The following is a 21,058-nucleotide window of genomic DNA, read 5'->3' on the forward strand; positions in this document are numbered from 1 at the left end:
CCCTTATTTAATGTCCGTTTGCCACATTTTTATCGAACGGCATATAATACCAGCGCACTTCCTCCTTGTGCCAAAGATGTTTCCGTCAGGCTGTCCGCCCGATGGAGTCCGTATTTTACCAACTCGTCATAATACGCCTTGTCCGGCACATAACTGATAAAATGGCGGTCGTCGCTACCCACAATGAATGCCATCTTGTTCATTGAAGATTCATCATTTCCGTACAGTTTATCCTCATGCGTGTCATATACAAAACTTTCGAGTTTCCTGTCTTTCGTCACATCTACATACCAATAATGCTTGCAGGCTATTGGGGTTTGAGACACAAAAGCGTAAGCGGTTGAACCGTCATAACTCTCCTTTTTTGTCCTTTGCCCTTCCGGTATGGGATACTTCAAACTCATCTGGATTGTATGAATACCGTGTCCGTTTGATTTCATCATTTCAGCGCAACCATCGTATAGGAAGGAACTAAAAATGACACTACTGTCCGTTGTAGAGAAATAGGAATACCGGCTTAAAGGCTCACAGTAATCTTTTTCATAAGGGAAATAGGCATCTTTCACCTGAAAGTCTTCATCCGTAAGGAATACCAGATTTTCAGGCTGCTCTTTGGCTTGGGGCTGTCCGTTCGGAATCGAAGTCAGTAGAAATTCATTTTCCCCGAATGCTGCAATATCCGATGCTACAATATCCGTAGCTATGCTTTCTATGTATTCCCCAGTCTCCTTATTATATATATTAATTTTACTTTGGAAATTGTCAATGGTATAAAGCTTGTCACCATGGACTGTAAAGTTTCTTATTTCCAAGTACTCTCCTCGTCCATGTCCACGTTTGTTCAAAACGTATTTCAGTTTTCCTGTATGTGTGTACACTGCAATTTTCGAATAATTGAAATCGGCCAGGAAATACAAACTATCATACGACAAAAGCTTGTTTACCCTTGACAGAACCGACTGTTCCGTCTTTTCCAAGGGTAAATACATCACCGTGTCTATTATCTCGTTCATATCCCCATCAACCCTATCCATTTCAATGACTTTATCCGGTATTGGCATCTCTTTTTTCTTCTCCGTACAGGATAGAATCAGGCATGATACCATAAAACCACAAATCCCTAAATGCTTTATATTCATATTCATTAATGTTTTACAGTCAAAGATATAAAATGTACGTAGAAAAACGATTCGTTTTCCTACATACATTTACATTCTTGTGATTCAACCTTTCATGTTAACCATGATACGGACATTTTCTCGGAGTACAACCAACCCCTCCTCCGGGGCAGCTTATAACAGTAGTCGTACACGCTGAACCATTTATTGGAGCACCACATTGAAATGTGTGTTCCATTGCATTGTCAATTCGTCCATCATCACTTTCTCCACCACCAGCAAATACTTCAATGTCCGTCAAAAGAAGATTTGAAGTATCAACTTTCTGTACGTAAGTTTTATACATCCCCCAAACGGATGCACCCACGACTGTTAATACAGCTAATAGTTTTACTTTCTTTTTCATCCTAATAAATTTAATAATTTAACAAAAAGATATATTTAACTCTATGAATCCATTATAGGTTAATGAATTCTTTTACTGTTGATAAAAAAACTTTTTTGTCATTTTTATTTTTCAAAGGATTGCCCTCAAACAGAATTGTTTTTTTATCTTTATCAATCAAAAGTGCCTTACCTGCTTTTAATGCCTCAAAACAACCTTTGTTCTGACTACAAAAAACGTTTGCAGTATCTACATATAGTGGTATACTAATGTTATCTACTTTATATGCCATCTCTAGTTCTTTAATTCGTGATATAGGATACTTCCAAATAGTACAAATCTGAATGTTTTTATGTTTTTTAAGTAGTTTTTTCCATAAGTATAAGTCTTTAAATACACAACTTGTACATGATAGGGAATCATAGTATAAAATTACAGCCAAGATTGAGTCTGAATATATTTCATCAGATAACAAGCGCATTTTATCAAATGATAGCTTAACCATATTTCTATTACTTTCTTTAGGTTTTCCACAAGAAAGCAATATATATGATAAACATAACAATAAGTACAGTATTAATAGCCCATACTTACTGGTATAATGAAATCTTTTATTCAAGATTCTTATATAATGTCTCATCTTCTGCATAGATATTCTTATTTAGATTAAGGTTTTATGCATTCTATTCTAATTTAGAATGCACCTTGCAAATAAATAAAAAATATATGAGATTTACAAATAAAACCACTTATTAATTTAAAAAAACATAGGAATGATTTAATTTCAAAATGGTTATTAGGAAAATTAGGAGATTTTCTGCTTGACATAGCCAAGCTGATATTCGGTGGCGGAGTTGCCGTTTGGGTAGCATTTATCGGTTTTTATGGCTGAATTCTGGTATATCTGCCATCTTTCCGTTTTTTGATAGTTGTATGTTTTTTAGAAAATAGATAAATATCTGTTTTATTGTGTTTTGTGTATGTGAAAAATTCTTCCGCAGAATGAAAAATCATTTGGCTGAGATTGAAAAATAGTTCGGCTGAGATTGATTTTCCGTTCTGCGGAGGTTGATTATTGTCCTTGAAAAGGAAAGTTTTAAGTTTATCTATATTCTTCCTCCACGACAATCTTGTCTCCGGAATCGTCCACCTTGAAGAGGTGGGGTACGCGATGGAAATGGCTGTTGATGTCCTTGTGGCTGTGGACGGACATGAGCAACTGGCCGTCGAACGTACGGAACAACATGCCATGGCCGAAGTTGGGCGGGGTGATGGGCTGTTCTTCCTGCACCCACGGGCCGTCCAATGTGCCGCTTTCCGAATAGGCTACTCCTTGGGTATAAACATCGTAAATCCAACTGGTCCATATCATGCCCAACCGTCCGGTCTGCGTGCGGAAAAGGTAAGGACCGTCGGTCACTTTGCTAGCCACCGTATCACCATCGATGACTTCGCGGCTCCAGGGGGAGTCGCTGGCGCGGAACAGCAATTGGCCTTCGCCCATGCTGCCGCTTAAGTCTGGTTTCAGTTCTATTTTTTCTATTGTGCCGTCCCATGTTTGCAGCCATTCGTAACAGTAGACCATGTAGGGTTTACCGTCGGTGTCCACCCATAGCGTACCGTCGAGCGTAGGTTTTTCGGCAGGCAGGTAAGTCTTGTCTTCCATGGGGCGGTAAGGTCCTTCGGCCTTGTCGCTTACCAATACATGGCAGGCACGGCGTTCGATTTCGTTGCCTCGGAAAGAGCCTATCTTCACATCCGGGTTGGTGAACGTGGCAAAGTAATAGTACTTGCCTTTGTATGGATGCAGCTCGGCCGCCCAAATCATCGGTTCCGGCCCCATCCAGGAAGCCGGGTCGGTTTCCGCCACGGTATAAGGGCCGTCCCAATACCGCAGGTCTTTGCTTTTCCATAATTTACCGCCTGTGCCGGTCATGTAATAAGTCATGGTGGCACGGTCGGGCAGGATGCAAGGGTCGCTCAGGACGATGGAGTCCAAGGGCACATGGTTTTTGGCACGGGATTGGCACATGCCGCTGCATACGGCAAGCAGGCACACTAAAGAAGTCAATAGCTTTTTCATGATGAAAAGGGTTAATGGGTTTTCTTTGTGGACAAAGATAGTGTTTTTTATCGGTTTTCATGCTGTTTCCGGATGATTTGAGGCTTGCATTGCCGGATTTCTATAGGAATGGCCTTTGCTTGCACTCCGGAAGCCTTGAAGCGCAGGAGAGCCATCACGGCTTTCCGGCAGTCGGGGTGGCTTTGGTCGAACACGAAGTTGCCGAGGCTGTAGAATACGGGGCGGGAGTTGATGTATTCCATGGGTTGCACGACGTGTGGATGGTGTCCTATGATGGCATCCGTACCGGCTTGCATCAGTTTATGGGCGTAATGACGTTGCTGTACGTGGGGATGGGGTTGGAATTCTGTGCCCCAGTGCAGTACGGCCACGATGAACGACGAAGGATGCTCTGCCTTGTATTGTCGGATTCGGCTTGTAAGTCGGTCGATGGAGGGACGGCATACATCCGGCTGACCCTCTGCGTACTGCCAGTTTTCAAGAGGGAAGAGTACGGCATTGAAGACGGCCACCTTGATTCCCTTTTTCCGGATGACGGTGGGGGTGAGTTGCTCTTCCATGGAATATCCGTAGCCCAAAGGGGTAATGCCGGATGTATGAAGGGCTTGGTAGGTGTCAGCCAATCCTTGCCGCCCTTGGTCATTGGTATGGTTGTTGGCTATGGCGGCGTGAGTGATGCCGACTTGCCGGAGGTCTTTTGCCCATTCGGGTTCTCCCCTGAAGATGAACCGTTTGTTGAGAGGAGTGGTACGGGTGGTCAGTGGGCATTCCAGGTTGATGACCACGGCATCGGCTTGGCGGAAAACCGGAGTTACGTTGTTGAAAAGCCATGCCGTACCTCGCCGTTCGGCCATAGGCCGTATGCTGCGGTCCAACAGCACGTCTCCTGTGAACAGAATGGCCAGTGAGGCTTCTTCCTGTGTGCGGCGGCAGGCCGGGAAGAGGCACAAGACACATAATATGCCAGATAGCCACCTTAACATCCCGTACTATAAAAAATCCATTCGTTGGCTTCGGGTTGCCGGTCCAGAAAGTAAGGACGTATCCATTCTGGAGCAGGCGGTGTCTTGCCTTCTTTTAACATCTGTTGCCAAGCCTCGTCGGTGAGCCGGTCACCCAAGGGGCGGGTAAATTCATAGTAACCGAATATGGCTCCGCAGGTGATATAAGTTTGTCCGCCGATGTCGAGCAGTACATAGATGGTATTGGCGTTTCCCGTGGCTTCGTAAAGGATACCGTTTTTCGGGCATCCGGATATGTTGCGGGTGTACACGTCCGAAACGAGTGCCACGGAACGTTCCGTACCTTTCAAGTGGTTCCAAGAATCGTAGGGTTCTCCTGGCTCGATGACACTGAGTGTGAACCATTCTATCGAACTGCCCATCACGCGTATGGTTTCGTATTCTTCTTCTGTGAGTGTTTCTCTACGCAGTTCCTTTTCGGCCGTGTGGATGCAAAAGTCTACTTTTTCTTCCAGCGTGCTTGTCTTTTCCATGAGATCTTGGTCGGCAAATCCCGTTTTCTCCAATATTTTCCGGTTCAGAACGAGTAGTTCTTTCAGCTTCCTCCAAAACGGCAAGTTAGGTTCTACATATCCTACAACGATGGGGTTGGGGAGCCCGGCTCCTCCGCATTCAGCAGCCAAAGGGTGTTCTCCGTAGAGCAAGGCATCGTGTTTCAACTCGCTCCAAGAGGCCAGTGCCGTCTGTAAGTTCTTGCATTTCCAAGCCGGTGTACACATGAAACCGGGGTAGTTTTTCCCGGGGCGTTGCAGGACAATGAGAGATTCTATCCATTTATCGTACATCGTGCGGTTCCAGTCTACCTTTTGGTTGAATTTCTCTTTCATTTTATCGGCTGTTTTCCGGAAGTCTTTCCAGTTCTTGTCCTCATGGTAGCATGTATCGAGCAGGGCGGCTGCGCTTTCCACGCCGAAGGCGGCAAACACGTCGAGTCCCTTGGGATAGGCCCGGTTGCTTCCGGGAGTGGCATCAGCCATGGTTCCTAATATTTCGTTGTCGGCCATGTAACGTTGGGGCATGAAGTTGATTTTTTCGTTGCAACTCAGTTGTATCTTGGGCGTGATACGGTTACGGGTCTTGAAAACTTCCGTGAGCAGGCTGTTCACGTGGGCGGCCACGTTTTCGTCCTTTTCTGCAACGGATGCTGTGAGGTTGTGTTTGTCCAAGAAGTCGGCTATTTCGATGATGGAGGCGTTGTCCGGTTCTCCCATCAGGAACGTGAGGGCATCGTACATGCCGAGGCAGGCTTTTCGTGTATTGTCGGCCATTCGGTTGAAAGCTGCGGCCATGATGATGGTGCGCCACAGAGCTTCTGTTTTTTCCCGGCAGAAAGCGGCAGATTGCAACCACATCATGGTGCAGAAATACCTTTGGGTAGATTCGTCACGGTTGTAGTGTCCTCGCGGTTTGAACAGGCTGTACGGGAATATGATGTCTGTATAACCAAGGAAGGCCGAAGAGCCGTCTTCGCAAGCTGCGATGTGCCGCAGTTCGTCTTTGTAGGCTTCTTGGTAAGCGTGGGGTACGGGCAGATGGCTGCCGGTGAGCAGTTGATATGCTATGGCGAAGAACGTGGCGGCGTATTCCGCTTCGTCCTGTATGGCTTTTTGGCGGCTCAAGTTCAGGCTTTCGGTGTATAGGGCATGCAGGACACGTCGAAGGGTTGGTGTAAAATGGTTTTTCTCCAGGCTTTTGAGCACGTAACTGAAGTACATGTGGAAGGCTTGCAGGTAAAGGTCGGTAGTGATGAAATTGGGCATTTGGTGATAATCGTTGCTTTCGTAGACATTGAAAAGTTGCTCGTAATCCGTCGGGGCGATGACGAAATTATACAGGCTCAACATTTCCATAAATTTTGGTTCCGGACGGTCTATCTGGAACAGGTTGATGCAAAGCGACGGGTTGAGCAACTTGTAGCCATCAACGGTGACGTATTTCTGTGTGGCGAGTTCTTCCATTCGCCGGTCTATTCTTTCGATGAAAGCCTTTTCGGTAGGGGTGAGCTTGACCTTGTCATACGTGTCGGCGTATGGGCGCGAATTTACCGCATATTCGTATTCATAGTATAGGGTGTCGCAGAGTTTGAAATACCAATCCGTCTTGTTGATGAAAAAGCTGTTCAGGTCGGCTTCCATGAACCAATAGCCATGGAGGGCGTAGGGATAACTTCTGAGGATGCGCAGTTCCTCGTAACTCAAATGGCTGATGTCTTGCTTGTAATCTACATATTGTGGGAGCAGGCTGTCCGTCAACAGATGAACGGGCGGAATGTCGAAGCCCACATTTTCTTCGGATTGCACATCTTTTTCTTTTGTTGGCTTTTTAGCCGGGGACTTGCAAGCGATGCACAGGAAGGCCATGAGGCCAAAGAGGCTAATAATGGGGAAAATAAAGCGTTTCATGATATTTCGTTTTTAAGGTTTTATTCTTGGAGGTAACGTTCGAATACTGGCCCGAAGTTTCCCAAACGGTATAACGCCCTGCACGGCGTGCCGTCGGGTTTGCGTTCGGAAGTACATATCCGCATGGGGACTGAATCGCCTACGAGGCGGAAGTCTTCAAGAGGGTGGGGCATTCTGGAGCCTAACCATAACGGACGTATCAGCCGTCTTCGGTAGAGTTTGAAAAGAAACAGGCGTTTGTCCCGGGTAGGGCTATAGCGCGTGGCCTTGATGACCCCTACAGCTATTTCGGGACAACTGTCACCGGTCAGGTCACCGCAATCGAAACGGTAGACGGGGTAGGGCAGTTCCCATGAGGATTGCCCTACCCCGTCTATGAGGTGATGCAGGATGTACAGGCTGTCGTGGATACGCTCCATGCGTATCACTCCTTTTTGCCCGTCCTTACACTCGTAGGTGAATGACTTGGTTTCCTGACCACATGAGGCTGTCAGCCCATATGCCATGCAGAATGCAGCGACTTTTATTCCTGAGGAAAGGGTAGGCATTCGTTCTGACGGATTAATGCTTTTCGGCTAGCTTTTTACAGAATTTGCCGCCCGCCATGCAATAGATTCCCAAAAGAATGAAGGGTATACTCAGTATTTGGCCCATATTGATGAGCATGGAGGCTTCCCAGGCTTCCTGCACTTCTTTGGTATATTCGATGAAGAAACGGGCCGTGAAGATGGTAGTCAGGCAGAAACCGAAAAAGAATCCCGTGCCGACTTTCTGCGGATATTTATGATAAAGTACGTATCCGACGATGAGAAATACGAAATAGCAGATGGCTTCATAGAGTTGGCCGGGATGGCGTGGCAGCATGTCGACGCGCTCGAAAACGAATGCCCAAGGCACATCGGTTGGCTTGCCGATGATTTCCGAGTTCATCAGGTTGCCCAAACGGATAAACATGGCACTGGCCGGAGTAGCGATGGCGATGTTGTCCAACACGCGCATGATGTTCAGTTTCGTTTTCCTGACGTAAAGCCATAGGGCGAGCATCAGTCCTATCGTGCCGCCGTGGCTGGCTAGTCCTGCGTAACCGGTGAACACCCAACCGTTGGCCGTCTGTCGCATAGGTAGAATCATTTCCAAGGGGTGGGCAAGGAAATAGTCCGGTTCGTAGAACAGGCAGTGCCCCAGACGGGCACCTACGAGGATGCCCACGAAACAATAGAAAAACAACGGGTCGAACAGTTTGTCGGCGATGTGCTGCCTGCGGTACAGGCGTTGCACCAATACGTAGGCTGCCAACAGGGCAAAGCACCAACACAGCGAATACCAACGCACACCGAACGAACCGAGGTGGAAAGCGAACAGGTCGGGATTCCACGTGATAAATAACAGGCTGTCCATGGCGGTCATACGTTGAAACGGAAGTGCATGATGTCACCGTCCTGCACCACATAGTCTTTTCCTTCCACTCCCATCTTGCCGGCTTCGCGCACGGCTGCTTCCGAACCGTAACGGATGTAGTCTTCGTATTTGATGACTTCCGCGCGGATAAAGCCTTTTTCAAAGTCCGTGTGGATGACGCCGGCACACTGCGGGGCTTTCCATCCCTTGCGGAAGGTCCAGGCTTTCACTTCCATCTCTCCGGCTGTGATGAACGTCTGCAAGTTCAGCAAGTGGTAGATGGCTTTGATGAGTCGGTCGCATCCCGATTCCTTCAGCCCCATGTCTTCCAGGAACATCTGTTTTTCCTCGTAGCTTTCCAGTTCGGCAATGTCGGCCTCCGTTTGGGCGGAGATGATGAGCAGTTCGGCATTTTCGTCCTTGATGGCTTCGCGTACGGCATCCACGTATGGATTACCGTGAGCGGCAGAGGTGTCATCCACGTTGCAGACGTAGAGCACCGGTTTGGCTGTGAGCAGGAAGAGGTTTTTGGCTGCCTGCTGTTCGTCCTCGTTTTCAAAGGTGACGGTACGGGCCGATTTGCCTTGTTCCAAAGCCTCTTTGTATTGCAATAGCACGTCATACTCTATTTTGGCTTGTTTGTCACCGCCCACTTTGGCCACTTTTTCCACGCGTTTGATGCGGTTTTCGATGGTTTCCAAGTCTTTGAGCTGTAGTTCCGTGTCGATGATTTCCTTGTCGCGTACGGGATCTACCGACCCGTCCACGTGCACGATGTTGTCGTTGTCGAAACAACGCAATACGTGGATGATGGCATCGGTCTCACGGATATTACCGAGGAACTGGTTGCCTAAGCCTTCTCCCTTACTGGCTCCTTTTACCAGTCCGGCAATGTCCACGATGTCACAGGTGGCCGGAACGATGCGCCCGGGGTGGACCAATTCCGCCAGTTTGTTCAGACGTTCGTCCGGTACGGTGATTTGTCCCATTTGTGCGTCGATGGTGCAGAACGGAAAGTTTGCAGCCTGTGCCTTGGCGCTCGACAGACAGTTGAAAAGGGTAGACTTGCCCACGTTGGGCAAACCTACTATACCTGCTTTTAAAGCCATAGTTTATTTTGTTTTTATCAATTACCTTATTTAATTAGGTGCAAAATTAAGAATAAATCCGCTATGTGGGAAATCTTTTTTCGTTCTGCGCCAAGTGATTTTCCATTCTCTGCGCGGTGGTTTCCCGTTTTGGAGCGGACGGTTTTGGAACTTTCCGGTAACGTTTTCCGGAGTATCAATGTGCTTCCAACCAGTTCTTTCCCCAACCGTAATCGGCTTCGAGCGGGACTTGCATGGTGTAGGCGCGTTCCATTTCTTCGATGACGATTTGCTGCACGCGTTCTTTTTCTTCCGGATAGACGCTGAAGTTCAATTCGTCGTGTACTTGTAAAATCATTTTAGAACGTATGTGCTCTTTCTGGAAGCGGCGGTAAATGGCTATCATGGCAATTTTGATGATGTCTGCCGCGCTGCCCTGTATCGGGGCATTGATGGCGTTGCGTTCGGCATAACCGCGCACCACTGCGTTGTGGCTGTTGATGTCGCGCAGATAGCATTTACGATGGTAAATGGTTTCGGTATATCCCTTTTCACGCGCTGTTTCAATGCTCTTCTGCATGTATTCCTTCACTTTGGGATACGTGGTGAAATAGCCGTCAATCAATTCTTTGGCTTCCGCACGGCTGACGTTCATCCGTTCGGCCAATCCGAATACGGTGATACCGTATATGATGCCGAAATTGGCTGTTTTGGCCTTGCTTCGTTCTTCGCGGGTAACTTCTTCCAAAGGTTTTTTGTAAACCTTTGCGGCGGTAGCGGCATGGATGTCGTGCCCTTCGCGGAAAGCCTCTATCATGTGTGGGTCGCCACTCAAGTGAGCCATGATACGCAGTTCGATTTGGGAGTAGTCGGCCGAGAAGAATTCACAACCTGGTTCCGGGATAAAAGCCTTACGGATTTCTTTGCCTTCCTCGTTGCGTACAGGGATGTTTTGCAGGTTCGGGTTACTGCTGCTCAACCGTCCGGTCGTGGTAATGGTTTGATTGAAGGAGGTGTGGATATGTCCGGTTTCGGGATTGATAAGCTTAGGCAAGGCATCGATGTATGTGCCTAACAGTTTTTTCAGTCCTCGGTGTTCCAGGATTTTTTCCACTATGGGATGGCGTGTGCGTAATGTTTCCAATACTTCTTCCGAGGTGACATATTGTCCTGTTTTGGTTTTCTTGGGCTTTTCGCTTATTTTCAGTTTTTCAAACAAGACTTCGCCTACCTGTTTGGGAGAGGCTATGTTGAACGGTTCACCGGCCAAGGCGTGTATCTCTTCTTCCAAACAGTTCATTTCTTTGGTGTAGAGCGTAGAAGTTTCCTTCAACGCTTCGGTGTCGATGCACACTCCGTTGCGTTCCATCCAAGCCAATACCGGCATGAGCGGCATTTCTACTTCGCGGAACAGGTCATAACATCCTTCCTCCTTTAACTTCGGTTCAAACACGTTTTTCAGTTTCAAGGTAATGTCGGCATCTTCGCATGCGTATTCATATACTTGCGACGGAGGAAGGTCTGCCATGTTCTTCTGGTTCTTTCCTTTCGGTCCGATAAGTTCTTCGATATGGATGGTCTGGTAGTTCAGATAGACTTCGGCCAGATAGTCCATGCCATGACGTAATTCCGGTTGCAAAAGATAATGGGCAATCATCGTGTCAAAGATTTCGCCTTTCAACGTGATGCCGTAGTTTTGTAATACCATCAAATCATATTTGATGTTTTGCCCGATTTTGAGTATTCGTTCGTCTTCATAGACTGATTTAAATTCATTAACTATCTTTTGCGCTTCTTCAGGGTCTTGCGGAATCGGTACGTAAAAAGCCTGATTTTCCTTGACACTAAAGCTCAATCCCACCAATTTGGCACTGATGGGGTCGGTTCCGGTGGTCTCCGTGTCTAGACTGAGAAAATCTTTTGTAACGAATAAGTCAATAATTCGACTCCTATCTTCTTTCGTTTCAATGAGTTGGTAGTCGAAATCCTCCTTTTTGTACTTGCTGAGATTTGAATATTTGCTTGCTTCCGGGGATTCGTCTGCAAATTCTGCAAAGAGAGAGCCTTGGAAAAAGCCCGGTTCTGCGCTAGGTTGCTTTTTGGAGAACTTTCGTTCCAGTAAAGTCCGGAACTCTAAATCTTCGAATAAACGTTGCAAGGCTTCTGCGTCCGGCTCTTTTGTGGTGAGTGCTTCCAAGTCGAGCGTAATGGGCACGTCCGTCTTGATGGTGGCTAGAAACTTAGAGAAGGCAATCATGTCGCGGTGGGTTTCCACTTTGGTTTTTATACTGCCTTTTAGTTCGTCCGTATGTTCCAACAGATTTTCGATGCTGCCGAATTGGTTGACGAGTTTGGATGCGGTTTTTCCGCCCACACCGGGACAACCCGGAATATTGTCGGACGAGTCTCCCATCAGTCCGAGAATATCAATGACCTGGGTCGGAGAAGAGATGTCGAATTTTTCGGTGACCTCTTTTACCCCCATGATTTCAAAATCCTTGTCTCCGAATTTCGGACGGTACATCTTGACCCTCTCGTTGACTAATTGGCCGTAGTCTTTGTCGGGTGTCATCATGTAAGTTTCCAAATTCCCGTGTGCGGCAGCCTGTGTGGCCAAAGTGCCGATGACGTCGTCAGCTTCAAATCCGGCGACTTCGAGGATGGGGATACGGTAAGCCCGTATGATATCTTTTATAATAGGTACGGCGGTGCGGATGGCTTCCGGTGTTTCTTCCCGTTGTGCCTTATATTCGGGATAGGCTTCGTGGCGGAAAGTGGGACCTGCAGGGTCAAAAGCCACACCGATATGCGAAGGATGCTCTTTGTTGAGCACCTCCTCCAATGTGTTGACAAAACCTAAGATAGCTGATGTATTAAGCCCTTTCGAATTGATGCGGGGGCTTTTGATGAATGCGTAGTAGGCCCTGTAAATGAGCGCGTAGGCATCGAGTAAAAAAAGTCTGTCCATACGTTATGATGATTTTCTCCGTAAATTTACGTAAAAAATATGAGTGGCTTTTGATTTTTATGTAATTTTGTATTCCGAAATCAGCTGATTATATGGACGTATTAACTCAAATCCGGAAACCGGTGGAGCGTGAAATGAAAGATTTCGAGTCGCTTTTCGGTATTACTCTGCAGCACCAGAATCCTCTTCTCATGATAGCCTTGCGGCATGTGTTGAGCCGTAAGGGGAAGTTGATGCGTCCGATTTTGACTTTGTTGGCTGCAAAAAAGTACGGTGAAATCAATGATTCCGTATTGCATGCCGCCGTGAGTTTGGAGATGTTGCATACGGCCAGTCTGGTGCATGATGATGTGGTAGACGAGAGTGGCGTACGTAGGGGACAGTCCTCTGTGAATGCCCTTTTGGATAATAAGGCAGCCGTCTTGGTGGGCGATTATCTCTTGTCTACGGCTTTGAAGCATGCGGCCATGGCCGGTGACCTGAGGGTAGTAGATTTGGTCGCTCGTTTGGGGCAGACGCTTTCCGATGGGGAATTGCAGCAGTTGTCTAACGTGAAGTCCGATGAAATCAGCGAAAATCAGTATTTCGAAGTGATTCGGCGTAAAACAGCTTCTTTGTTTGCCGTATGTGCCGAAGTCGGTGCTTTGTTGTCAGGAGCATCGGAAAATGAAATCCTTCGTTTGGGTGAGTTCGGCACTTACGTAGGTATCTGCTTTCAGATTCGTGACGATGTCTTCGACTATTATGATGCTGAAGTAGGTAAACCTACGGGAAATGACATGAAAGAAGGTAAGCTTACTCTTCCGGTGGTGCATGCCGTACTTCAGCCTGGCGCAGAGACGTGGCATGAGACGGCGTTGAAAGTACGTGCGGGCAGAGCCACAGAAGAAGAAATCTCGGCTTTAGTGAACTTTACCAAGCAGTCGGGCGGTATAGAGTATGCCCGTCGTAAGATGGATGAAATTCGTGAACAAGCGGTCGGTTTGATAGGTGCTGACGGGAACGAGGCCGTAGGTGAAGCCTTACGTTTGTACTTGGATTTCGTATTGAAACGAGTGTCTTAATAGGGTGGGAGGATGATTTGTTTCCTCCAGTCCGATTATAGACGATTGATTTCTTCCGTATCCAATCCTGTACAGGCTGCTATCGTATGGGTTGGTATGCCATTGGCTTTCATCTGTCTGGCTATGTTTAGCTTTTCTTCTTGCATTCCTTTTTCAATACCTTTTTCAATTCCCTTTTCAAAACCCTTTTCAATACCTTTTTGCATCCCTATTTGCATCCCTTTTTGTTCTCCTTCCTTTGTGGCTTTTTGAACGGCGAAGTCAATGGTGTTTCTCCAGTCGCGGTATACTTTCAGGCTCGTTTCGTAGTGGTGGTATTCCTCTACGGTGAACTTCGCGATTTCTGCTGCCTCGAAGAACCGGGTAAAGACGCGTTCCTGTAGCGTAGCGGGCTTTTCCATCAGCCGCGTGAGGTTGCGTAGCACGAAGAGCCATTTGTCGAACATACTGTCAAGTTCTTCTTCTTTCTTGTTGAACTTGGGCATTTCCAAATAGATGAACGTCAGCTTGTCGTAGAACACCTCCCGGGTCTTGCTGTCGGTCAACTGCACTTCGTGGTGGAAGTACCCGTCGTGGGTGTGGTCGAACACGAAATTCAGTATGGCGATGACGTACACGGCCTTGAGTTGGTAATCCCAATCGCCGCGCTTTCCCTGCTGCTGTATGGGGAAGGAAGCGTAGTACAAGCTCCTTTCCTTGAAGAACAGTTGCTGTCCGCGTTGCATGTTTTGTCGTTCACTGTCATAAGATAGTTTTCGTCAAATGATTCAATGAGAAAGTATTTTTTTTATCTTGTTCTTACTGCATTATGGTAAAAGCTGTTTTTTTTAATAAATATCTTTGTGCTTGTTAGAAACAATGACATTTTGCTATTTTTTTCATGTTGGGCTATGGTAAAGGATAGATAAAATAGAGGAAAAAGATGTTCTTGTTTTAATATTTAAGATAGGATTATTGCTCTTATCGCGCATTTCTCTGCCAAAATCCGGATTTCTTTCAGCCGAACGAAAAATCGTTTGGCTGAAAGCGGAAAATGTTTCTCAGCAGATTGGGATGGGAATCTCCGAAAAATGGCGTGAGAACGGGATGGAGTGGGGGATAAGGCCTCCGGAAATGAAAGGTTTTTCTTTTATTTGGGACGGAAAAGCATACAAAAATACCTGCCACATTTGTCACCGTTTCCGGCTTTTTTGTGGCAGGCATTGGGTTTTGTACTGACGGTGGCGTTGTGCTGCCTTTTGGGTGTCAGCAAACCATCCGCATGGGTGTCAGAATGTCATTTTCACGATGCGCGAGAATCGCGTAGAACCGACGTGTGCTTCACCGGTATGCAAATGCGCCGTTCTCGTGGGGACATGTTTGTCGTTTTGTCAAACTGTCAAAAGGGGAGGGATTAGAAGAATTTCACCTCTTCTCCCGTCACTTCGCCCAATAGCAGGTTGGCCAACCGGCTTGTGCCGAGGCGCAGCCACTGGTTGGTAAGCCATTTTTCGCCTAAGACCTCTTTGACGATGGTGTAGTACACAAGGGCGTCATGTACCGTGTGCATGCCTCCTGCGGGCTTAAAACCTATCTGTATGCCCGTTTCGTCATAGTATTCCTTGATGGCTTGGCACATGACGTAAGCGGCTTCCGGCGTAGCGGCCGGTTCGAGTTTCCCGGTGGACGTTTTGATGTAGTCCGCTCCGGCATACATGGCCAACAGGGAGGCTTTCTTGATGTTCGCGGCAGTCTTCAGGCAGCCCGTTTCGAGGATGACTTTCATCTTATGGTCTCCGCAGGCCGCTTTCAGCTCGCTGATTTCGTCGCAGAGCGTCTCGTAGTCGCCGCTCAGGAATTTGCCGACGGACATGACGATGTCTATCTCCGTGGCGCCGTCCTTGATGGCTAGGGCCGTTTCGGCCACTTTGACTTCAATCAGGGCTTGCGAGGAGGGGAAACTGCCCGACACGCAGGCTACTTCCACGCCCTCTACTTCGAGCGATTGGCTGACGATTTGTGCGAAGCAGGGATAGACACAGATGGTGGCCACGTGCGGCAGGTCGGGGTAGGTGTCCTCGAATGCGTTCACGCGTTCCGTGAAACGGAGGATGCTTTCTTCGCTGTCCGTGGTGCTCAATGAGGTCAGTTCCACACTGCCCATCAGGAATCTTTTGACTTCCGTCGTGTTGTTTTCCGGCACTTTTTCGGCGATGATTTTCGCCACGGCTTCTTTCACGGCCTCGTCGCTGAGGTTGAGGTCGTACTTCTTCAATGCCTGTTCGTACTTACTGGTTTCAGGCTCGTGATGATGTGTGTGCTCGCTCATGATTCAATGTAATTTGGGATTGTTAATATGTCGTTCTTTGTCTCTTCGGGTTTTCTTTTCGATACTTTTGCGGAGTGCTTCCGTCAGGTTCACGCCCGTCTGGTTGGCCAGGCAAATCAGTACCCAGAGCACGTCGGCCATCTCTTCTTCCAGGTTGCAGCTTTCTCCTTCCTTGAAAGACTGGTCGCCGTAGCGGCGGGCCATGACACGGGCCAGTTCGCCCACTTCTTCGGTCAGGCAAGCCATGTTGGTCAGTTCGCTGAAGTAACGTACACCGACCGTTTTAATCCATTCGTCTACCTGTTTCTGTGCTTCGTCTATAGTCATATTTTCCTTTTTTATTCTTTGTTTTTAGTGTCCATGCAGATGGTGACGGGGCCGTGGTTCAACAGGTCCACTTTCATTTCCGCTCCGAATTCTCCCGTCTGCACGGGTTTGCCAAGCGCTTCGCCCAATTTCCGGCAGAAGCTTTCATAGAGGGGGATAGCCGTGGCATGCCCGGCAGCACGGATATACGAGGGACGGTTGCCTTTCTTGTACGAAGCCATCAGGGTGAATTGACTGATAACCAATATGTCACCTCCTGTTTCGAGGATGCTCCGGTTCATTACGCCGTTTTCGTCGTCGAAGATGCGAAGTCCTGTAATCTTACGGCACAACCAATCTATATCCTCTTCATTGTCAGCTTCTTCTATGCCTAACAGGATTAAAAGTCCGCCTTGTATGGCTGATTTGCAGTGACAGCCGATGCTCACCGACGCATGGCTGACGCGTTGTATCACGGTTCTCATGTGTTTAGCGTGCGTTTGGTTCTTTGCAAAGATACGGAAAAAGCCTGCATGTCATGCTTCCGCAGGCAGGTTTTCTTGTATTATTTTCGCTTTGGCCTGCCCGATTTCCGCGGCCAGTTCGTCGAACGACGCTTCGCGGATGCGTTTTACGCTTTTAAACCGTTTGAGCAACTGGGTTTTGGTCTTCTCGCCGATGCCTTTGATGGTGTCCAGTGCCGAAACGGTCTGGTGTTTGCTGCGTTTGTCGCGATGGAAAGTGATGGCAAAACGGTGCACTTCATCCTGTATCTGGGTCATGAGCCGGAACACTGGGCTGTCTGTCTTCATGCCGATGACGATTGGCGGGAAGCCGAACAACAGTTCGTTGGTGCGGTGGCGGTCGTCTTTGGCCAGTCCGGCGATGGGGATGCGCAGTCCGAGTTCGTCTTCTACCACTTCGCGTACCACCTCCATCTGTCCCCGTCCGCCGTCCGTGATGATGAGGTCGGGCAATTCGCCTTGTTCAGCCATGGCGCGTGAATACCGGCGGCGTACCACCTCTTTCATCGAGGCATAATCGTCCGGCCCGACCACGGTTTTGATGTTGTATTTGCGGTAGTCTTGTTTGCTAGGTTTGCACTTTTTGAAGACTACGCAGGCTGCCACGGCATCCATCCCCGAGATATTCGAATTGTCGAAACATTCGATGCGCATGGGGAGTTTCTCAAGGTGCATGGCTTGCTGTATTTCTTTCATCAGCCGTACGCTTTTCTGTTCCGGATTGAGCTTTTCGGCCTGTTTGAGCCTGTCCAGTTTGTATTGTTTTACGTTGAGTACGGAGAGTTCCAGCAGTTTCTTCTTGTCTCCCCTTTGCGGGACGGTGAAGGTGACGCCTTCCATTTCCACTTCGATGGGAAAGGGGGTGATGATTTCCTTGGAACGGCTCTTGTAGCGTTCCCGCATTTCTGCGATGCCCAGTGTCAACAGTTCTTCGGGAGATTCGTTCATCCGTTTTTTATATTCAAAGGTGAAGGCCTGGTTGATACTCCCGTTCGTCACGTGCAAGTAGTTGATGTAAGCTGCGTTTTCATCGTCCTCAATGGAGAAAACGTCGATGTTGTGAAGGACGTTGCTCACCACTTCGCTCTTGCTCCGGTAACTTTCCAAAAGGTTGTACTTCCTTTTGATGGTCTGCGCCTCTTCGAAACGCATTTCTGCCGCCAACGCTTGCATTTCGGCGAGCATGTTCCGGCTGATTTCGGCTGTGTTTCCTTTCAGGATTTCCTTGGCTTCTTGGATGGATTGGAGGTATTCTTCGCGGCTTTGCGCTCCGATGCAGGGGCCTTTGCAGTTCTTGATGTGGTATTCCAGACAGACGTTGAACTTTCCGCAACGGATGTTTTCAGGTGTGAGCGCGAGGTGGCACGTGCGCAACGGATAGAGGTTCTTGATGAGTTCGAGTAAGGCATTCAGCGTGGGGATGTGGCTGTAAGGGCCGAAGTATGTGGATCCGTTGCGTACGATGTGCCGTGTCTTGAAAATGCGGGGAAAGTATTCGTTGGTCACACAAATGGACGGATAGGTCTTGTCATCCTTCAGCAACACGTTGTAATGCGGTTTATAGCGTTTGATAAGGTTGTTTTCCAATAAAAGCGCGTCTTCTTCGCTGTTTACTACTATATACTTGATATCCCTGATTTTACTGACCAACATGGCTGTTTTCCGGCTTTGGTGGTCTTTGCTGAAATAGGAATAGACGCGCCGTTTCAGGTTTTTGGCTTTGCCCACATAAATGATTTCCCCATCGTCGTTCAAATATTGGTAGCATCCCGGGCTGTCCGGCAGGTTTAGGACGATACCTTTCAAATAAGCGTCTAGCTTTTCTTTTTCTTCGGTCGTCATGGCGTTTGGAATTGGATATGGAAAGGGGACAATACAGCGTGCTGCATGTCCCCGTTGAAAAAGCAATTTTTAGACACGTAGGAGGGTGCTGATTTCAATGCCTTCGTCGAAAACCTCGCGTCCGTTCAATCCTTCGCCCGTCAGTTCGATAATGAAATTGATGTAGACGTGTGCCGGATTAAACTTCTTCACCAAGTTGTAGGCCGCTTTCATGGAACCGCCTGTGGCAAGCAAATCGTCATGAATGAGCACCACGTCTTTTTCGTCAATGGCATCTTTATGTATTTCTATCGTATCCTTGCCGTATTCTTTCATATAACTTTCCTGTAAGGTTTCGGCCGGAAGCTTTCCGGGTTTCCGGCACATGACGAAACCAGCACCCAGTTTCACCGCAAGGGCGGCACCGAGGACGAAGCCGCGCGACTCTATGCCGACCACCTTTGTGATGCCTTTGTCCTTATAGATTTCATACAATTCATTCAGCATGATCTTCATGCACTTCGCGTTTTTGAAGAGTGTCGTTACGTCCTTGAACTGAACTCCGGGTATAGGGAAGTCCGGAATGTTTCGCAGATTCTTCAGTAATGTTGGATTGTTCATAACCAGTATTTTATCTGTTGATAATTTAAGTTTTGTTTCACGTGAAACGTAGAGCTTTTGGCTACCGTCCCAAAAGCACGAGCAGCACGTTGATGTCGCTAGGAGAAACGCCAGGGATGCGTCCGGCTTGTGCCAATGTTTCCGGGTTGATTTTCTCTAATTTCTGGCGGGCCTCAGTAGACAGGGAAATCATGCTTTTGTAATCGAAGCGGCCTTTTATCTTAATGCTTTCCAAGCGCTGCATCTTGTCGGCGATGATTCTTTCGCGGGCAATATACCCATCATACTTTATCAATACTTCGGCGGCTTCGATGATTTCATCCCGTCGGTCGGTCAATGTGTCGAGCAGGGCCTTTAACGGTGTGATATGTTCGGCAATGTTTTTCACCGTGATTTGCGGACGGTTGATTAATTCGAAAAGTTTGCATCCGTATTTGAGCGGTGTCGTGCCTAAAGCTTCCAGTCCGGGATTGATCAGGGCCGGTTTCAACGAGAAGTCTTTGCAGAAACTTACGATATGCTCGACAGCTTCCTTTTTAGAAAGCCAATGGTCATAGCGTTCACGTGTAGCCAGTCCTATCTGGTAAGAACGTTCCGTGAGGCGTGCGTCTGCATCATCCTGGCGAAGCAAGATACGATATTCTGCCCGCGACGTGAACATGCGATAAGGCTCGTCTACTCCTTTAGTGACTAAATCGTCGATGAGTACGCCGATATAGGATTCGTCGCGATGCATGATGAAAGGTTCTCCTCCGGAACATTTCAAGGCGGCGTTGATGCCGGCTACGATGCCTTGCCCGCCTGCTTCTTCGTAACCTGTGGTCCCGTTGACTTGTCCGGCCATGAACAAGCCCGGCAGTATTTTCGATTCCAACGTATGGTACAGTTGGGTGGGGTCAAAATAATCGTATTCTATGGCATAGCCCGGACGGTATATGGCCAAATCGCGGAAAGCCGGGATTTTTTTCAAGGCTTCGATTTGGATGTGGAGTGGCAGGCTCGATGAAAATCCGTTTAGATAATATTCTTGCGTGCTTTCGCCTTCCGGCTCTAAGAAAAGTTGGTGTTGGCCGCGTTCGGGAAAGGTGACCAGTTTAGTCTCGATGCTCGGGCAGTAGCGCGGTCCTATGCTTTGGATTTGTCCGTTGTAAAGGGGGGAATCCGGTAAGCCGCTTCTCAGTACTTCGTGGACTTCCGGATTGGTAAAACAAGTCCAACACGGAAGTTGTTTCAGTTGGCGGTCGCGCCCCATGAATGAAAATTTATGGTAGTCGTGTTCTCCCTCCTGTATTTCCATTTCCTCGAAATGTACGCTTCTTCCGTCGATGCGTACCGGTGTCCCTGTTTTCATCCGCCCGTAGTTTATACCATGGCAGGCGATGGATTCGGTCAAATGGTATGATGCCGGTTCGGCCACACGGCCTCCGGGCAACTGCGTGTGTCCGATGTGCATCAAGCCGTTCAGGAATGTGCCGGCCGTCAGGATGACGCACCGTGCCCGAATCGTCACGTCGAAATAGGTTTTCACACCTGTCACTTCTCCGTGCTCTACGAGGAGTTCCTTCACTTGGTCTTGCCAGATATGCAAATTGGGTGTATTTTCCAGGATTTCCCGCCATGCCCAGATGAATTTTCCACGGTCGCACTGGGCGCGGGGGCTCCACATGGCCGGTCCTTTTGAACGGTTGAGCATACGGAATTGTATGGCAGTGCGGTCGGTCACTATACCCATGTAGCCGCCCAAAGCGTCTATTTCCCGGACGATTTGTCCTTTGGCAATGCCCCCCACGGCTGGATTGCAGCTCATTTGTCCTATCTTGTTCATGTCCATGGTGACAAGGCAGGTTTGCGCTCCCATGTTGGCAGAGGCTGCTGCTGCTTCGCAGCCTGCATGGCCGCCGCCTATCACTATCACATCGTAGTCGAACTTCATTTTTAACTTGTTTTTAC

At 48.1% G+C, this 21,058-nt stretch carries 17 protein-coding genes and 1 pseudogene; 1 reads left to right on the forward strand and 17 read right to left on the reverse strand.

Annotation, left to right across the window (positions count from 1 at the left end; translation table 11 throughout):
• Nucleotides 1-29 precede the first annotated feature (29 nt).
• The 10 genes from HMPREF9442_RS09725 to polA form a co-directional block, all read right to left on the reverse strand.
• A complete protein-coding gene (locus tag HMPREF9442_RS09725) occupies nucleotides 30-1,139 on the reverse strand; it encodes a DUF4934 domain-containing protein (protein ID WP_253271083.1) in 1,110 nt (369 codons plus the stop codon).
• Between the two features lie 97 nt (nucleotides 1,140-1,236).
• Entirely contained in the window at nucleotides 1,237-1,524 is a 288-nt protein-coding gene (locus tag HMPREF9442_RS16245; protein WP_147639902.1) for a hypothetical protein, read from the reverse strand.
• 52 nt (nucleotides 1,525-1,576) lie between these two features.
• Complete coding sequence (locus tag HMPREF9442_RS09730) at nucleotides 1,577-2,008, reverse strand: hypothetical protein (protein ID WP_008628061.1); 432 nt, start codon at nucleotides 2,006-2,008, stop codon at nucleotides 1,577-1,579.
• Between the two features lie 597 nt (nucleotides 2,009-2,605).
• Nucleotides 2,606-3,586 (reverse strand): glycoside hydrolase family 43 protein, encoded by a 981-nt coding sequence (locus HMPREF9442_RS09735; protein ID WP_040602900.1) that lies wholly within the window; start codon nucleotides 3,584-3,586, stop codon nucleotides 2,606-2,608.
• 47 nt (nucleotides 3,587-3,633) lie between these two features.
• Nucleotides 3,634-4,569: a CapA family protein gene (locus tag HMPREF9442_RS09740; protein ID WP_040602901.1), complete on the reverse strand. Its 936-nt coding sequence runs from the start codon at nucleotides 4,567-4,569 to the stop codon at nucleotides 3,634-3,636.
• Entirely contained in the window at nucleotides 4,563-7,010 is a 2,448-nt protein-coding gene (locus HMPREF9442_RS09745; RefSeq protein WP_008628068.1) for a DUF3160 domain-containing protein, read from the reverse strand. Before HMPREF9442_RS09745 ends, HMPREF9442_RS09740 begins: the two co-directional genes overlap by 7 nt.
• Before the next feature lie 20 nt (nucleotides 7,011-7,030).
• Nucleotides 7,031-7,516: a nuclear receptor-binding factor 2 gene (locus HMPREF9442_RS09750; protein WP_130893806.1), complete on the reverse strand. Its 486-nt coding sequence runs from the start codon at nucleotides 7,514-7,516 to the stop codon at nucleotides 7,031-7,033.
• Between the two features lie 55 nt (nucleotides 7,517-7,571).
• Nucleotides 7,572-8,417 (reverse strand): prolipoprotein diacylglyceryl transferase, encoded by an 846-nt coding sequence (lgt, locus tag HMPREF9442_RS09755; RefSeq protein ID WP_008628070.1) that lies wholly within the window; start codon nucleotides 8,415-8,417, stop codon nucleotides 7,572-7,574.
• Nucleotides 8,414-9,517 (reverse strand): redox-regulated ATPase YchF, encoded by a 1,104-nt coding sequence (ychF, locus tag HMPREF9442_RS09760; RefSeq protein WP_008628072.1) that lies wholly within the window; start codon nucleotides 9,515-9,517, stop codon nucleotides 8,414-8,416. The genes lgt and ychF overlap by 4 nt, the downstream gene beginning before the upstream one ends.
• A gap of 175 nt (nucleotides 9,518-9,692) precedes the next feature.
• Nucleotides 9,693-12,464 (reverse strand): DNA polymerase I, encoded by a 2,772-nt coding sequence (polA, locus tag HMPREF9442_RS09765; RefSeq protein WP_008628074.1) that lies wholly within the window; start codon nucleotides 12,462-12,464, stop codon nucleotides 9,693-9,695.
• Between the two features lie 92 nt (nucleotides 12,465-12,556).
• On the opposite strand from polA, the gene HMPREF9442_RS09770 reads away from it, so the two are divergent.
• A complete protein-coding gene (locus HMPREF9442_RS09770; protein ID WP_008628075.1) occupies nucleotides 12,557-13,528 on the forward strand; it encodes a polyprenyl synthetase family protein in 972 nt (323 codons plus the stop codon).
• Between the two features lie 35 nt (nucleotides 13,529-13,563).
• Here HMPREF9442_RS09770 and HMPREF9442_RS09775 read toward each other — a convergent pair.
• From HMPREF9442_RS09775 to mnmG, 7 genes and pseudogenes are all read right to left on the reverse strand, one after another.
• Nucleotides 13,564-14,253: pseudogene (locus HMPREF9442_RS09775) on the reverse strand (Rpn family recombination-promoting nuclease/putative transposase); the annotation flags it as partial.
• 668 nt (nucleotides 14,254-14,921) lie between these two features.
• Complete coding sequence (gene deoC / locus HMPREF9442_RS09785; protein WP_008628078.1) at nucleotides 14,922-15,836, reverse strand: deoxyribose-phosphate aldolase; 915 nt, start codon at nucleotides 15,834-15,836, stop codon at nucleotides 14,922-14,924.
• 3 nt (nucleotides 15,837-15,839) lie between these two features.
• Nucleotides 15,840-16,163 carry a nucleotide pyrophosphohydrolase gene (locus HMPREF9442_RS09790; protein ID WP_008628079.1) on the reverse strand — a complete coding sequence of 108 codons (324 nt, stop codon included), beginning with the start codon at nucleotides 16,161-16,163 and terminating at the stop codon, nucleotides 15,840-15,842.
• Nucleotides 16,164-16,174: 11 nt separating this feature from the next.
• Nucleotides 16,175-16,627, reverse strand: coding sequence for a D-aminoacyl-tRNA deacylase (gene dtd, locus HMPREF9442_RS09795; RefSeq protein WP_008628081.1), 453 nt, complete (start codon nucleotides 16,625-16,627; stop codon nucleotides 16,175-16,177).
• 51 nt (nucleotides 16,628-16,678) lie between these two features.
• Nucleotides 16,679-18,508, reverse strand: coding sequence for an excinuclease ABC subunit UvrC (gene uvrC, locus HMPREF9442_RS09800; protein ID WP_008628083.1), 1,830 nt, complete (start codon nucleotides 18,506-18,508; stop codon nucleotides 16,679-16,681).
• Between the two features lie 69 nt (nucleotides 18,509-18,577).
• On the reverse strand, nucleotides 18,578-19,108 hold the full coding sequence (locus tag HMPREF9442_RS09805; protein ID WP_008619069.1) for an adenine phosphoribosyltransferase: 531 nt from the start codon (nucleotides 19,106-19,108) through the stop codon (nucleotides 18,578-18,580).
• A gap of 61 nt (nucleotides 19,109-19,169) precedes the next feature.
• Nucleotides 19,170-21,041 (reverse strand): tRNA uridine-5-carboxymethylaminomethyl(34) synthesis enzyme MnmG, encoded by a 1,872-nt coding sequence (gene mnmG, locus HMPREF9442_RS09810; protein WP_008628085.1) that lies wholly within the window; start codon nucleotides 21,039-21,041, stop codon nucleotides 19,170-19,172.
• Between the last annotated feature and the right edge of the window lie 17 nt (nucleotides 21,042-21,058).

This window comes from Paraprevotella xylaniphila YIT 11841, from assembly GCF_000205165.1.
In the GTDB taxonomy this organism is placed as follows: domain Bacteria; phylum Bacteroidota; class Bacteroidia; order Bacteroidales; family Bacteroidaceae; genus Paraprevotella; species Paraprevotella xylaniphila.